Source organism: Acinetobacter cumulans (assembly GCF_003024525.3).
In the GTDB taxonomy this organism is placed as follows: Bacteria; Pseudomonadota; Gammaproteobacteria; order Pseudomonadales; family Moraxellaceae; genus Acinetobacter; species Acinetobacter cumulans.
Map to the genome: position 1 here is coordinate 3,114,759 of NZ_CP035934.2, position 14,576 is coordinate 3,129,334.

The window sequence follows — 14,576 nt, forward strand, 5'->3', positions numbered from 1 at the left end:
CTTTCACACTGAATACTGGCATTATTTGTCTAATCAACTGACAAATAATGCCTCCCTTCCCCGCAACTATCTCTCGTCATGCACGCCATAATGATAGTTCAACCAGCTCAATGTGATTGAGTTTTCACTTTCATATTCAGAGTGCAATATATTTAATAATTTATGTGAATTTTATATTTTTTAATCACCTGATTTACCTAGTATTTCTTTGCTTATTTAAGCTATATTAAATCCATACTTTTTTTATGCCTATCTGCTTAGGCAGATTTTCTCCTTCCTAGTGTGGATTGTCCAATTATGAAAAAGCACCCCTTCACTGCACTCATTCTAGCATTTAGCTTTGTGGCAAGCGTACCTGCATGGGCAGCCACAAGCGACCCTTTGGTGGGGACATGGAAAACCATCGATGACCGCACGGGTTATTCGCTCTCAGATGTGATTATTCAAAAAAACAAAAACAATGAGTACAGCGCCAAAATTATTAATGTGCGTAGTGTGCCTGGTGCAGAAAGCATGACGACCTGCATCAAATGTACAGGCCCAGAAAAAAATCAACCTTTGGTGGGTTTAACAACACTCACGGGACTAACTACAGACCCACACAATGCCCTTGAGTTTAATGGTGGTCATCTCCTTGATCCCAAATCTGGCCAACGTTACCAAGCTCGTGCACGTTTAATGAGTAACGGTAAACATCTGATCATTCGCAGTAGCATGGAAGGTGCAGCTGTAGGCCGAAATATCACTTGGGTTAAAAACTAAACCAAAGCCCCTGTTAAAAGGGGCTTTTTTTCACCATTTTATTCCCCACAATTTTAGATAGAGCCAGCATTTAGCCCATATAATGTGACACAGATAACAATACATCTATTTGTTTTTTATAAATTAAATTATTAGAATAACTACTCTAAAAAATACATAAAACTTAGATTAGGGATATCTATGGTTGCATATAAAAGTATATTCACTGCGCTCATTTTTTCTGTCATCAGTAGCCTCGGCTATGCCAGTGAAGATCCATTGGTCGGTAAATGGAAAACCATTGATGATCGGACTGGATACTCACGTGCTGATGTTGAAATTAAGAAAAAGCCTGATGGGACCTATGAAGGTATTATTGTAGAAACTCGTAATATCCCAGGCACCGACAAAATGGTGATCTGTAGTAATTGTCCAGGTCAATTAAAGGACAAACCATTTTTAGGCTTACCTTTCATTTGGGGGTTTAAAAACGATCCAGACAATCCTCTCGCTTATGTACAAGGGAAAGTCTTAGACCCCATTGGCGGTAAAATTTATAAAGGTAAAGCACGCTTAAATGCCTCAGGCAAACGCCTCACCATTCGTGGTTATGTCGGTGTATCTGTTATTGGTCGTAGTGTGACATGGATTAAATACTAAGCCTCTGCATACTTGAATCAAAGCCTCATTTTAGAGGCTTTTTTATTGTCATAATTTGAAACAATCTGCTGCAAATAAACACTGTTTCAGAAATATGAACGTCATACTATTGATTAAAATACAATCAATTTATAAACAACAAGTATGACGACAAAAGTCCCCAAAAATTATTATGAAATTCTGGGTGTAACACGAGAGGCTTCTGCGGAGCAGATCAAAAAAGCCTATCGTAAATTAGCTCGGAAATACCATCCCGATGTCAGCAAAGAGGATGATGCTGAAGCACGCATGCAAGAAGTTAATATTGCTTATGACACGCTCAGCGATGCAGAAAAAAAACAAGAATATGACTTCCAGTTAGATCACCCAAACTTTACCCATAGCAACGCCAACCAGACGCAAGGCAGTGACTTTACTGACTCTGCTTTTCATCATTATCGTAGCTCACAGCAGCAATCTGATTTTAGCGGTTTTGAGGATTTATTCGGTCGCTTTGGTTCAGGCTTTGGCGGTGGGCGAAATCATCAACATGATGGTGCAATGCGTTATAAAGGTGAAGATCAACATGCACGGATCGATCTAGAACTTCAGGTTGCCTATGATGGCAGTACCCAAAAATTCAGTTTACAAATTCCAAGCTATAACGCTTATGGTGAGCCGGAAGTTCAGCGTAAAACGCTTGAAGTTAAAATTCCAGCTGGGCTTAAAGATGGTCAACAAATTCGCCTGAATGGGCAAGGCCAGCAAGGCATAAATGGCGGTGAAAATGGCGATTTATATATCGAAGTTCACTACCCAGCTACGCATAGTTATCATGTTGATGGCGCTCATGTTTACTGTCATGTAGACATCAGTCCTTGGGAAGCAGCCTTAGGACAAAATATTCGGGTTAATCTTCCCAATGGACGTCATGTAGATGTCAACTTGCCAAAAAATGCCAAAACAGGCCAACAACTGCGACTGAAAGATCAAGGTATTCCATCCCAACCCGCAGGGCATTTATATTTAATCTTAAATATCGTGTTGCCCGTTGCGCAAACCGACCAACAATTACGTGCCTACCAAGATTTTGCTGAAGCATTTCATCAATTTAATCCTCGTTAGTGTTAAGGAGAAATCTCTATGACCACGATTCATTACCGCGAAGTGACCTGCAATGACAGTTCGCATATTGAAATTGTCGATGATCAACGTAGCTTCGACTTAAACCATTTTGCAGCTGCTTGTGGCCAAAGCCCAGAGTGGGTATTACAACTTTTAGAATACGATATTTTGAGCAATCGACCAGATGAACGCATTCATCAATTTTTTGGAGATGATATTTCGCGTGCGCGTCGTGCTTACCGTTTACAGCGTGACTTTAACGCCAGTTTTACCGCTGTAGCCATGATGCTTGACTTGATTGATGAAGTACAACAGCTACGCAAACAAGTCAAACAACAGCATTTGCACTCACATTAAGAGTGAAATGATGCGGCTAGCACAATCCGAAGCATAGCCTGTACTTTAATCAGCCAAGAGAACCATGCATCACCATGAAAATCAAAGACTGTAATAAAAAAGTAAAAAATATGTTCCCAGAATATCGAGAGCGTATCCAACAACTTCGGGAGGAAAACCCACATTTCGCCCAAATGTTTGAACAACATTGCGAGCTCGATCAATCTATTACCCAATTGGAATTAGATCCACTCAACCATTTGCATGAAGATATCGAAGCACTCAAGCGGAAAAAACTTAAACTGAAAGACGAAATGTATCGCTTACTGAAAGATGCTGTGCCGCAGCATCCGACTTCACCCTAGTTTTGGCGAGTGACGATATAGTGTGTCATACAGTAACACCCGTAAAAACACCTAGCTTACTTCGTGTCAGCGATTTAATAGTGAATTAAAAATAAGTTATGCAGGAGCACACCTGCAATGGAAATGCCATAACAACAAAGATGAATAGGGAAAATTATGATATTGAAACGTGTTCTATCTATCGCACTACTCGGTTTTTGTAGCACTCTGTATGCCAATGATATGGTTGGGGTTTGGAAAACCATTGATGAACAAACGGGCTACTCGCGTGCAGATGTCACCATCACTAAAAATAGCGATGGAAGCTATACAGGTAAAATTACTGCCATTCGACCACTGCCCTATAAAGCTCTCGTTGAAACTTGTGAAAAGTGTAAAGGCCCACTTAAAAATACCAAATTGGTGGGACTTGAAATATTAAAAGGATTTAAACAAAACCCACAACATGAAAATGAATTTGTGGGCGGGACTGTGCTCGATCCACTGTCTGGGAATGTCTACAAAGGCAAAGCTAAACTCAATCCGACTGGCAAGCGGCTCACAATGCGTGGCTATATTGGTGTCTCTGCACTCGGCCGAAGCACCACGTGGATTCGCGCAGAATAATCAACACAACCTTGGGTGAAACCTTAGCTTTCACCCAGCGTATAAACTGAAAGCAACTTTATTTTTTCACCGCCAGTTTTTCAATTTCCTTTAAAGTCTTTTTGGTTCCACTGACCGTTTGCTTAATTGGCTCATAATCCATAAACCACAGTAAATTTACGTGCTGGTCGGTTTGTTGTTGTGCCAACATATCTATTACACTTTTTTCTCCACGGCCAACCAAATGGCGACGGTAAAAATAATAAATAAGAATCAAGGTCGTCATCAGCATAATAGCCAACATGATCCAAAATCCTGTCGGAGATTTTAAGCCAGGAATAAACTCAAAGTTCATTCCATACACCCCTGTCAATAAAGTGAGTGGTGCAAATATGGCGGTAATGATGGCCAAAATACGCATGTTTTCATTGGTTTGATTGGCAATGGCTGAAAAATGTAAATCAATGGCCGCTTGAACTGCAGAGCGTAATCGAGTTGTATGCTTTTGAATTCGCTCCACGTGGCTACTTAAATCATCCACGCGTAGCAACATAATGTCTTGCTTTTCACTGCGCTTCTTACCTTTGAGATGTGAGTAATTATCAACAATTTCATCACGCAATTCTTGCAAGACTTCGATCTGCTCTTCACACAGGTTTTCAATTTGTTGAAAGGCCATATTTTCCTGCAAAAGCTGATGCCACTTAGTAAAGCGTCGATGACCTTGCAACAGCTCTTGTTGCCAAAATTCGACACGACGCGTTAATGGCACCCGTAAATCTAAATATCCATCTACCATGGTATTGAGCAAACGTAGGGCTAAATCAAGCGGTGTAATCGGGAGTTTTCGCGGTTTTTGATGTTCTTCGATCGGTCGCATCAACACCGTTTCAATACGTTGTACGTAGCTTTCAATTTCTTTATTGCCCTGTTCACGTACCGTCACCAAGATCTGTGGCGTCATTAAAAAGCTAATCGGTGTTGTGGCTAAGCCAAACAGGCGATCGTGCTTTTCCTTGCTAGGTGTATCCAATTTAATCTGATCATCTGGTGTAATCAGTTTACGGAAAATCAGTAAGTCATAATCGTCGAGGGCATCAAAGGCGCAAGGATGCTCTAAATTTAAAATATCACGCAAATGGTATTCATTCACCCACAGCTGAGTAAGTTGATAGAGCTCTTGTTGCCAATGCTCTGCCCGATTCACTAAATCCTCACGGGTAAAATCGAGCCAAATAAATTCAGCATCTTGATGCTCTAGCGCTGACTTTTGGACAAAGATATGTTGCCCTGTGGGGTGCTGATAAAAATAATAGCTTTGCATGTCTCAAATTATTATGGCTTTTCTTTATGACGCATCATGCCATAAAAAAAGCCCTCAATTGAGGGCTTTTTTGTTTAGAACATCACAAGATTAAGCTTGTTCGATGTCTTTCATTGTTAACTTGATACGACCACGGTTGTCGACATCAGCAACTTGAACTTTAATCTCTTGACCTTCTTTCAATACGTCTGCAACGTTTGCAATACGCTCGTTAGAAATTTGAGAGATGTGAAGCAAGCCGTCAGTACCTGGAAAAATGTTGACGAACGCACCGAATTCAACGATACGGATTACTTTACCAGTGTAGATTGTACCTGGTTCGATTTCAGCAGTAAGCGCTTGGATTTTCGCAACAGCAGCAGAAGCAGCCGCTTTAGTTTCACCAAATACGCGAACTGTACCGTTATCTTCGATATCGATTGCAGCTTTAGTTTCTTCAGTAATTGCACGGATTGTTGCGCCACCTTTACCAATCACATCACGGATTTTGTCCGGGTTGATGTTGATCACTTGGAATGTAGGCGCGTGCATAGAAATTTCAGGACGAGCGCGTGAAATTACTTGGTTCATTTCGTTCAGGATGTGCATACGGCCAGCATAAGCTTGGTTCAATGCAGTTTCCATGATCTCTTCAGTAATACCTTCGATCTTGATGTCCATTTGAAGCGCAGTAATACCGTTTGCAGAACCTGCTACTTTAAAGTCCATGTCGCCAAGGTGGTCTTCGTCTCCCAAGATGTCAGAAAGAACTGCGAAACGCTCGCCTTCTTTCACTAGACCCATTGCGATACCTGCAACTGGCGCTTTAAGTGGAACACCTGCATCCATAAGTGATAGAGAAGCACCACATACAGAAGCCATTGAAGATGAACCGTTAGATTCAGTGATGTCAGATACGATACGGATTACATACGGGAAGCGGTCAGCTGCAGGAAGAACGGCTTGAACACCACGACGTGCTAGACGACCGTGACCGATTTCACGACGTTTAGGACCTGATTCACGACCCGTTTCACCTACAGAGTATGCAGGGAAGTTGTAGTGCAACATGAAGTTATCAGTTTTCGTACCTGCAAGGGTATCAACCATTAACGCATCACGTGTATTACCCAAAGTTGTTGTTACCAACGCCTGAGTTTCACCACGTGTGAACAATGCAGAACCGTGAGCACGGTCTAATACGCCAACTTGTACGTCGATTGCACGAACAGTTTTTGTATCACGACCATCAATACGTGGCTTACCAGACAAGATGTTGTCACGTACTGTACGATATTTAAGGTCTTCGAATAATTCGTTAACTTCGTCAGCAATGCCAGTTTCGTCATTTTCAGGAACGAATTGAGCCAATGCTTCTTCAGACAATGCATCAAGCGCTGCATAACGTTCATGCTTAACAGCAATAGTATAAGCATCAGAAATTTTCGCTTCGAATGCGTCTTTCAGTTTGCCAAGAAGTTCTTCGTTTTTAACTGGAGCAACCCATGTTGATTCAACTGCACCAGCAGCTGCAGCAAATTCTTTGATCGCTTGGATCGCGATTTGCATTTCGTCATGACCGAACAATACAGCGCCAAGCATTTGGTCTTCTGAAAGTTCTTTCGCTTCAGATTCAACCATAAGCACTGCAGATTCTGTACCTGCAACAACAAGGTCAAGATCAGATTCTTTTAACTGTTCGTGGTTCGGGTTAAGAATGTATTCGCCGTTGATTAAACCAACACGCGCACCACCAATTGGACCACGGAACGGCGTACCTGCGATAGAAAGCGCAGCAGATGTACCCAACATTGCAGCAATGTCAGCATCCATAGTTTTGTCAGAAGAAATAACAGTTGCTGTTACTTGGATTTCGTTGAAGTAACCTTCTGGGAACAACGGACGAATTGGACGGTCGATTAGACGTGAAATTAGAGTTTCAGCTTCAGACGCGCGGCCTTCACGCTTGCCATAACCACCAGGGATACGACCAGCTGCATATTGTTTTTCTTGGTAGTTAACAGTCAATGGGAAGAAGTCTTGACCTGCTTTTGCTTTTGGTTGAGCAACTACAGCAACAAGGACTTGTACGCCACCCATTGTAATCACAACAGTATTGGCTTGACGTGCAACACGGCCTGTTTCAAGCACTACATTGTGCTGACCAAATTGGAATTCTTTACGAATAATATTAAACATCGACATGTTTTATTTTTTCCTAGTTCTTGTGAACAATTATTCTAGTGGAGACCCCTAAGGTTTGGCATTCACTCAGCTAAACACTAGCCCGCAACATAAATGACAAAGCTTAGAAGCCGACCTCACTAGAGACATTAAATACACATTTAAGACACAAAGAAGGAGCGAATCATCGCCCCTTCCCCATTATCCAACCAAGGTTGGATAGACTTTAGATTTCAGTATTACGGCATTCGACATGCAATAGTCCGAAAATCAAAGTTTAATCGAATTAACGACGTAAACCTAAAGCAGCAATCAAAGCGCTGTAACGAGTAGCGTCTTTACCTTTAAGGTAGTCAAGAAGCTTACGACGTTGGTTAACCATACGGATAAGACCGCGACGGCTATGATGGTCGTGTTTGTGTTCTTTGAAGTGACCTTGCAAATCATTGATTTGAGCAGTTAAAAGAGCTACTTGAACTTCTGGTGAACCAGTGTCGTTTTCAGCGCGAGCGAATTTTGCAACGATCTCTGCGCGATCTGCGTTTGTTAAAGCCATTCGATTTCTCCGAGATGCTTAATAAGTTACTTTTGATACAAATCAAACTGATTCTTCAAAACCAATTTGACTGCCGTGCATCACTACAGCAAGTCCAATATATTAAGGGAAAATGCCCCCGATTGCAAAAAAGTTCATCTGCTTTGCACTATTATTCATGCAAACTTTGTTTGCCTATATTTTAAACAAAATAAATCTGGCTTATTTGAACGCTTTTTTGCACAGCAGATAACTAAACTTACAAAAATATTTTAGCTCCTGTACTGAGTGTCATTTTTGCAAACAGTTCGCCCCAAAAAGATAAAAAAAAGCCCGGGCAGAACCCGGGCTTTTTTGCGCTGTAGTTTCTTCTGTTTTCATTATTATTTTATTATTTATTGTTTTATGGCGCGTTCTCGCGTCTTGTTTCTCAAACATTCCATGTTTTAAGTTGTACTTCCTTATGCGGTAGATTTTGACAGATTCAAGCTGTGAAAAAAGTCGCATTTTCCTAATTTATCTGTAAGCTATTTCGTACATTTAACACACAAACAACAAACTATTCACCAAATATTTCACGCATAAAAAAGCCCTGCAGTCTCTCCCAAAACTGCAAGGCTTAGCGGCTGTAAGTTTCCTCTTTACTTACTTCATTGTAAGTTCGCTGTCTTCACGACTTTTTTATTCTATTTGTGCGATTTTACCCAACATTCCATGTTGAGCACTTTATTGTGTGAAGCCATCTTCTCAGAAACTTATACAAAGCTCTATGCGTCAATTTCTCGAATTGTTGTAAGAAATTTCGTACAAAACAAAGCACATCAGTACCTTAAATTTAACTCAGCGTAGTAGCAACCTTGGCACTTAACCCACTACGGCGCAACGTTCGAACGCTCATTGCATTCGCCAATGACGAACGTGCAGCCAATATACTGACGACTTTTTTCGCACGTGTGATGGCCGTATAGATGAGTTCTTTACTTAATAATTGCTGTGCATTGGCATCTAACACCACCACGGTATGGGTAAATTCAGAACCTTGTGATTTATGAATGGTGAGCGCATAGGCCGTCTGTATGCTTTTAGGTAAGCGAGCAGCAGCGACCCATTTCTGTAAACTCGGAAAGTACACTGCAAACTGTATTTGACCTTGTTGTTGCTGTTGAAAGCAGATGCCAATATCACCATTCGACAGCCCGAGCTGATAGTCGTTATAGGTCATCATGACTGGGCGACCAACATACCACTCGCCTTGCTTCGCTTGCTGTGTAGCTTCAAGCACGCGTTGCTCGATCTGCTCATTCAGCACATTCAAACCCAGATTGCCATGCCGAATAGCCGACAACACGCGATAATCGTCAAAACGTGCAATCACCTGTTCAATTTCGGCGACATCTTTTATTTTTGGGGTCTGTTGCAAAAGGGAAACTAAAGCTTGGCAATAACCAGAAAAACCAAACATTAGCTGATCATAATAACGTGACCACATCGCCAGCGTAATATCACTCTCTTGCTCGGGCAGATACTGCAACTGAATCTGATTGTGCATGCTGTCCGTTAATGCGATTTCCCCCAACTCACCCGCAGGTACAAGCGCTTGCTCGAATTGTTGTAACACGCCATCAATTACACGATTCTGTTGTATAAATTGCGCCATTCGACCAATCAATTGCTCACCATCAAAACGGCGACTAGTCACCAAATGCACGTGATTTTCAGCCAATGCAGGCACTTGCTGTAGATCCGCTAAAACGGATCCCACATCCACAGAGGCCAATTGGTCGGCATCGCCCAATAAAATCAGGCGGGTCTGTGGTGCAACTGCGGCCAACAGCATTTTGGCTAAATTGAGATCTAACATCGAAGCTTCATCAACCACAATTACATCAAAGGGTAATGGACGCTTTGCATGAAAACGCGGGCGCTGTGTTTCACCTAGCCCTAACAGGCGATGCAACGTAATAGGCGTTAAACGCTTTAAATCATCACTGATTAAATCGGCCAGTTTCGGATCTGAAAATGAATTTTGTAAAGCTTCTTTCATCCGCTGCGCCGCTTTACCGGTGGGTGCTGCCATAGCAATACGAATATTGGGCAGGCTTTGATTTAAGACCGCAATAATACGTGCCAAAGTATAAGTTTTACCTGTACCAGGCCCGCCTGTGATAATACTCAGTGCTTGTGAAGCCACCATACGCATCGCTTGCTTTTGTTGCGTGTCTTCTAATAAAGCCTCTTGCTGTGGGCTTAAAGTCAAAGCGGGTAACTGTTGTTGTTTCAATGTTGCAACATACTGGGCCAATTGAAATTCTAATGACCAATAGCGATATAGATAAATCTGCTGCTGATCATATACAAATGGTGCAATCTGTTGATTAGCTGCATCTTCACTTGTGGCATATAAGCCAGCCAGCAATTGCAACTCACTTTCTGTACATGGCAGACAGCTATCACCTTGGGCCAAGGCCTGAAAAATTTGCTGTATAAAAACAGTAGCTTTTTCTCGCATTAATGCAGAGCTATGTTGTAAAGACACATATTTTGCCCAAGCCTGCATTGGCAAGTCTTTTTGATCATTTTCCACACAGTTATCCTCAAATTTATCCACAGGATAATTTATTGTTTATTTGCTATTTTTTGTGACGAATTAGGCAATATCGCGCAGTTTATCAACATTAAAATTGCCCAATATTTCATCCATTTTTTGTATAAAATCCGCTGTGGGTTGCCAATGACACACGCCATAATTAGCATCACCATTCATGCCACGTAAGTACAAATAACTCGCCCCACCCAAATGCTGCGCGATATCATAATCCTGCAATTGCACCTTCAAATAACGATGTAAGGCCAATAAATAAATGGCGGCTTGTAACCAATAACTCGAACTACTCATGTTTCGGCGGATTTCACTCAGCGTATATTCCTGCTGTGCCTTACCCAAAAAGTTACTCTTGTAGTCGGCAATGTGATAACGCTGTCCATCGAAATACACCAAGTCAATGGCACCAATTAAATAACGTGCAGAATTGGCTTCATTTAGTGCTTCAATCGCAATTCCAGCTTGCGTGAAGAGTTGTTGAATTTTTTTAATTTGCACGGGTCGATCTGACAGTGAAAGTTGAAATGGGAACTCTGGGAGATGACTGTCTGTAGACAACTGACTCAAACTAAAATCCGCATGCAATGGCGTATTTACGACCTCGTGCGTCCACTGTGTCATTAGCGCATATAAGATTTCATTTTGCATCCCTTCAACCAACACCCCAAAACCAATGTTTTGGTAAAAGCTTGTCGACTTTGGTTGATCTAAGGCAGGGCTACTCCCCAACTGTTGCGCTTGCTGAATAAATCCATCCCGCATTGCACTCGGATCTGCTTGCTGAATATGTTCCACCAAGGGTTGTAGCAGCTTTAAAAACTGTGAAGCATCATAGCTATGCTGACTTTGAAACAGCCTGCTACATACTGTAGGGACATCGGTATGGGCCAGCATCTGCTGCAAAATGTCATGGTTAAATGCCAAATACACACTACGCACCAATTTATGCTGTTCCTGCGTATGGATAAATTCACCAAAAGCCTGACGTACCGCATGATCCAAAGGCGCGGTCAGCGTTATATACGCAGATTTCCATGCCTGTGCAAACACTTTCCACACATCAAAACTGTCTTGCAATTTTTCACGTAGCTCATCCAGTAGCTGTGGGCCATCATTTTTAAAACGTCTTAAGATTTCCAATGGCCATGCAGCGGAATCTTGAAAATCAATTTGCTCATACACACTGTGTAAGAATGTTCCCGCCACCGTTCCTTTTGGAAAGTTTTGCTTAATCCATGAAACTCCCAAAGCGCTGTACTGGATTTCACTTTCTTGGTCTTGTTCATCTTCAGCACTGTCTTGCATCTCAACTTGATTTGCCAGCTGATCTTGGGTGCTTTGGCGGTAGGATAAATGCTGTGATAAACCGGTAAAACTGGTATTGCTCCGCGGGTAAAACCGTGCCTCAGGCAACGGCAAAGCCTCTAAAACTTGCGCAGTCTGCTCATGTGTAACCGAAATAACATCTGGACATTGTTCAAGCAATTCCTGCTGCATGCAACCTGCATGCTCAAAATGATTGGGCGCAACACCACGCCAAAACGGCAAGCTGTAAACAGACTTATGATCTTGGGTTCTAAACATGGCATAAATGCGATAACTGGCGCGGGTTAATGCCACGTACCAAAAGCGATGTTGCTCTGCGATACGGCGGGCATCATTTTGTTCAAATTTATACGGTTGTAACTTTGACCCAATATCAATTACACGGCGCCGATCTATAGAATTTGTATCTATATTTCTTTCATCTTCATAAGAAAAAATCAACGTATTATCAATTTTAGGTCCACCATCAGCATTGAGTAAAAAAACGACTTTAAACTCTAAACCCTTCGACTGATGGATGGTCATCAGTTGCACCCCTTCAGCATTACTTAAAGGCCGCTCTAGCTCCCAGTCGCGTTGCTGTGGCGACTGCAATTGCTTGAGATACCAGTGATGTAAATGCTGTGCACCTTGCAAGTGTTCGCTTTGCGCACTGAGTAATTCTGTCAAATGACGTAAATTCACCACATCGCGCTCATTATTCAAACTCTGTAGCGCGACAATACGCTCCCAAATTTTGAAATAGTTGAGACAATAGTGCCAAGCTGGCAAGAAGCCCTGATGTAACCAAAGCTCTCGAATGTGGTCAAATTGGGCAATATAGTGGCTTAAATCTAACATTTGCATGTCATCACGCCACAAATCGACCAACTGCAACCCCATCAGACGTCCCAATAGCGCACGTTTCACTTTGGCTTCTTGATACGGCGTTAAAATTGCATTTAACAGTGCAGCCACATCTTGGGCAATCTCACTACTAAATACACTCCGTTTGGCTGAACGATTGACTTTAATCCCCAAAGCCAAAAGTGATTTTTGTACCGCATTTAATGCAGAATGGCCTGCCGAAAGAATGGCGATGTCTTCTACTGCCAATGCCTCACGAATTGTTTCTCCATCCTTGAGTGACTGAAAATACAACTCACCTTGCTTGGCTTGATTGAGTAAATGCTGAATTTGCCACGCCACTTGTGAGGCTTCATCGGCTGGTCGCTCTAATTGCACCCAACGTAAGGGCGCAGGATTGATTTGCCCTGCATCATATAAATCTGGATGCGATGCACCTGCACTAATCGGCACATAATGCACATCTTCCCCAAAATCCATTTGCCGTTGAAATAAAGCATCCACCACATCGACCAATGGGGCAATCGAACGGAAGTTTTTGGTTAATTGGTAAAACTGGCCTTGCTTACGATACACATCATTGCGTGCCTTTAAAAAGGTCAGCATATCGCCACCACGGAAGCCATAAATGGCCTGTTTACGGTCACCCACCATAATCATACAGCCCTGCTGTAAACGCGCAGGATGACGCCAAATCTGTGCCAGCATGCTGTCTTGATCTAGGTTGGTGTCTTGAAATTCATCGACCAAAATAAGCGGATAGCGAGCATGCACAAAGGCCGCAAACTTTTCCCCTTGCTCGCCTTGAAGCGCTTCCGATAGGGTTCGAATTTGCTGTGCAAACGTGGTTTCACCTTTGCTCTGTAATAATTGAGGCAAGTGCTTTTTTACTTCAATACAAATATGTACTTTCAGTACATCATTTAAAGACTTTCTAAATTCAATTAAATCATTTAATGCTTGTATTAGCGGATGCTGATAGAAATTATCTTGAATCCATTGAGGGCATCCTTCCTGCTTAGCTGTTTCTTTCTTAAAAACTCTAAATTCCCTTTTACCATCACTACCGAAAAACATTTTCTCAATACAAACTAAACAACTATCTGCTTCTTCAGAAAAAAACCATGCTGGCCCTAATTTCGTAATATTCAGAAGTAAATTAGGAATATCCTCCAAAAAAATCTTAGGAAAACTGCCTTTGACAAAAATACGGTTATTAATCTGATCTGAAAATTGTCCTTCTTTTCCATAATACTCAGACATTTCAGTATGATTAAAATATTTAAGTTGTTGAATTTTATCCTCAAATTTTTCTTCAGAAAAAATTTCTTGCGGTTTTTCCAACTCAACATAAGCAAAATTCAGTGATTTTCCTACCACATCCATATAGCTATCAATAGAACTCAGTTTATTTTGTATAAGAAGATAATTAATGAGATATTGTGGTTGTTGCTGAATCCATTCACGCAAGGTGTCATGCACCAATTGTTGAATATACACGCTGTCATCATTGGTAATTTCAGCACGTTCAATTTTGCCACTTTCAAAGGCGAATTCACGAAGTAGGTTTTGGCTAAAGCTGTCCAAAGTCCCCACAAATAGTTCATCCAGCTGATCCAACACCAATTGCAAGCGATCACAGGCATAGCCTATCTGATGTGCATGACGTTCTAAAATCACTTTCACCAGTTCATCTTTTTCAGCTTCAGCTTTGGCCTGTATTACCACCACTTGTGTGCTTCTTAAACTTTCAAGCAGACTCAACACTTGATATAAACGCTGGCGAATACGGCTTTTTAATTCTGCCGCCGCTTTTCGGGTAAATGTGGTTGCAATAATTTGTCGCGGTAAATATTTTTCCAACAAAATACGTACCATCAGGCTCGATAAGGTAAAAGTTTTACCCGTACCCGCCGAGGCTTCTATCCAATGTAAGCCCTGAAAATGCATGTTGCGGATTGGATTTTCAATTTCCTGAATATTCATCAT

General features: G+C 41.7%; 11 protein-coding genes. 6 read left to right on the forward strand and 5 right to left on the reverse strand.

Features of this window, described 5'->3' with window-relative positions:
* The first annotated feature begins 297 nt into the window (after nt 1-297).
* The 6 genes from C9E88_RS14655 to C9E88_RS14680 all read left to right on the forward strand — a co-directional run bounded on the left by C9E88_RS14655 (nt 298) and on the right by C9E88_RS14680 (nt 3,812).
* Nucleotides 298-762 (forward strand): DUF2147 domain-containing protein, encoded by a 465-nt coding sequence (locus C9E88_RS14655; RefSeq protein ID WP_106985529.1) that lies wholly within the window; start codon nt 298-300, stop codon nt 760-762.
* Nucleotides 763-942: 180 nt separating this feature from the next.
* The gene (locus C9E88_RS14660) at nt 943-1,401 is read left to right on the forward strand and encodes a DUF2147 domain-containing protein (protein WP_106985530.1); all 459 of its coding nucleotides are present in this window, start codon (nt 943-945) and stop codon (nt 1,399-1,401) included.
* Nucleotides 1,402-1,545: 144 nt separating this feature from the next.
* The gene (locus C9E88_RS14665; RefSeq protein WP_106985531.1) at nt 1,546-2,505 is read left to right on the forward strand and encodes a DnaJ C-terminal domain-containing protein; all 960 of its coding nucleotides are present in this window, start codon (nt 1,546-1,548) and stop codon (nt 2,503-2,505) included.
* 18 nt (nt 2,506-2,523) lie between these two features.
* Nucleotides 2,524-2,862, forward strand: a complete 339-nt coding sequence (locus tag C9E88_RS14670) for a chaperone modulator CbpM (RefSeq protein WP_106985532.1) — start codon at nt 2,524-2,526, stop codon at nt 2,860-2,862.
* A gap of 74 nt (nt 2,863-2,936) precedes the next feature.
* A complete protein-coding gene (locus C9E88_RS14675) occupies nt 2,937-3,206 on the forward strand; it encodes an HP1242/YdcH family protein (RefSeq protein WP_106985533.1) in 270 nt (89 codons plus the stop codon).
* Between the two features lie 156 nt (nt 3,207-3,362).
* Nucleotides 3,363-3,812, forward strand: a complete 450-nt coding sequence (locus C9E88_RS14680) for a DUF2147 domain-containing protein (protein ID WP_106985534.1) — start codon at nt 3,363-3,365, stop codon at nt 3,810-3,812.
* 58 nt (nt 3,813-3,870) lie between these two features.
* Here C9E88_RS14680 and C9E88_RS14685 read toward each other — a convergent pair whose 3' ends face one another.
* The 5 genes from C9E88_RS14685 to C9E88_RS14705 form a co-directional block, all read right to left on the reverse strand.
* A complete protein-coding gene (locus C9E88_RS14685; protein ID WP_106985535.1) occupies nt 3,871-5,115 on the reverse strand; it encodes a magnesium transporter CorA family protein in 1,245 nt (414 codons plus the stop codon).
* Between the two features lie 90 nt (nt 5,116-5,205).
* Nucleotides 5,206-7,293: a polyribonucleotide nucleotidyltransferase gene (pnp, locus tag C9E88_RS14690; protein ID WP_171501795.1), complete on the reverse strand. Its 2,088-nt coding sequence runs from the start codon at nt 7,291-7,293 to the stop codon at nt 5,206-5,208.
* Nucleotides 7,294-7,564: 271 nt separating this feature from the next.
* Complete coding sequence (gene rpsO / locus C9E88_RS14695) at nt 7,565-7,834, reverse strand: 30S ribosomal protein S15 (RefSeq protein ID WP_005007057.1); 270 nt, start codon at nt 7,832-7,834, stop codon at nt 7,565-7,567.
* An 814-nt stretch (nt 7,835-8,648) separates the two neighbouring features.
* Complete coding sequence (gene recD / locus C9E88_RS14700; protein ID WP_425267146.1) at nt 8,649-10,397, reverse strand: exodeoxyribonuclease V subunit alpha; 1,749 nt, start codon at nt 10,395-10,397, stop codon at nt 8,649-8,651.
* A gap of 63 nt (nt 10,398-10,460) precedes the next feature.
* Nucleotides 10,461-14,573 carry a UvrD-helicase domain-containing protein gene (locus C9E88_RS14705; RefSeq protein WP_106985575.1) on the reverse strand — a complete coding sequence of 1,371 codons (4,113 nt, stop codon included), beginning with the start codon at nt 14,571-14,573 and terminating at the stop codon, nt 10,461-10,463.
* Nucleotides 14,574-14,576 lie beyond the last annotated feature (3 nt).

Excerpts from the sequence above, each read along its gene's own strand:
- C9E88_RS14685 (WP_106985535.1), bottom strand. The coding sequence starts at position 5,115 with ATGCAAAGCTATTATTTTTATCAGCACCCCACAGGGCAACATATCTTT.
- C9E88_RS14675 (WP_106985533.1), top strand. The coding sequence starts at position 2,937 with ATGAAAATCAAAGACTGTAATAAAAAAGTAAAAAATATGTTCCCAGAA.
- C9E88_RS14705 (WP_106985575.1), bottom strand. The coding sequence starts at position 14,573 with ATGAATATTCAGGAAATTGAAAATCCAATCCGCAACATGCATTTTCAG.
- C9E88_RS14665 (WP_106985531.1), top strand. The coding sequence starts at position 1,546 with ATGACGACAAAAGTCCCCAAAAATTATTATGAAATTCTGGGTGTAACA.
- C9E88_RS14680 (WP_106985534.1), top strand. The coding sequence starts at position 3,363 with ATGATATTGAAACGTGTTCTATCTATCGCACTACTCGGTTTTTGTAGC.
- C9E88_RS14655 (WP_106985529.1), top strand. The coding sequence starts at position 298 with ATGAAAAAGCACCCCTTCACTGCACTCATTCTAGCATTTAGCTTTGTG.
- rpsO (WP_005007057.1), bottom strand. The coding sequence starts at position 7,834 with ATGGCTTTAACAAACGCAGATCGCGCAGAGATCGTTGCAAAATTCGCT.
- pnp (WP_171501795.1), bottom strand. The coding sequence starts at position 7,293 with ATGTTTAATATTATTCGTAAAGAATTCCAATTTGGTCAGCACAATGTA.
- C9E88_RS14670 (WP_106985532.1), top strand. The coding sequence starts at position 2,524 with ATGACCACGATTCATTACCGCGAAGTGACCTGCAATGACAGTTCGCAT.
- C9E88_RS14660 (WP_106985530.1), top strand. The coding sequence starts at position 943 with ATGGTTGCATATAAAAGTATATTCACTGCGCTCATTTTTTCTGTCATC.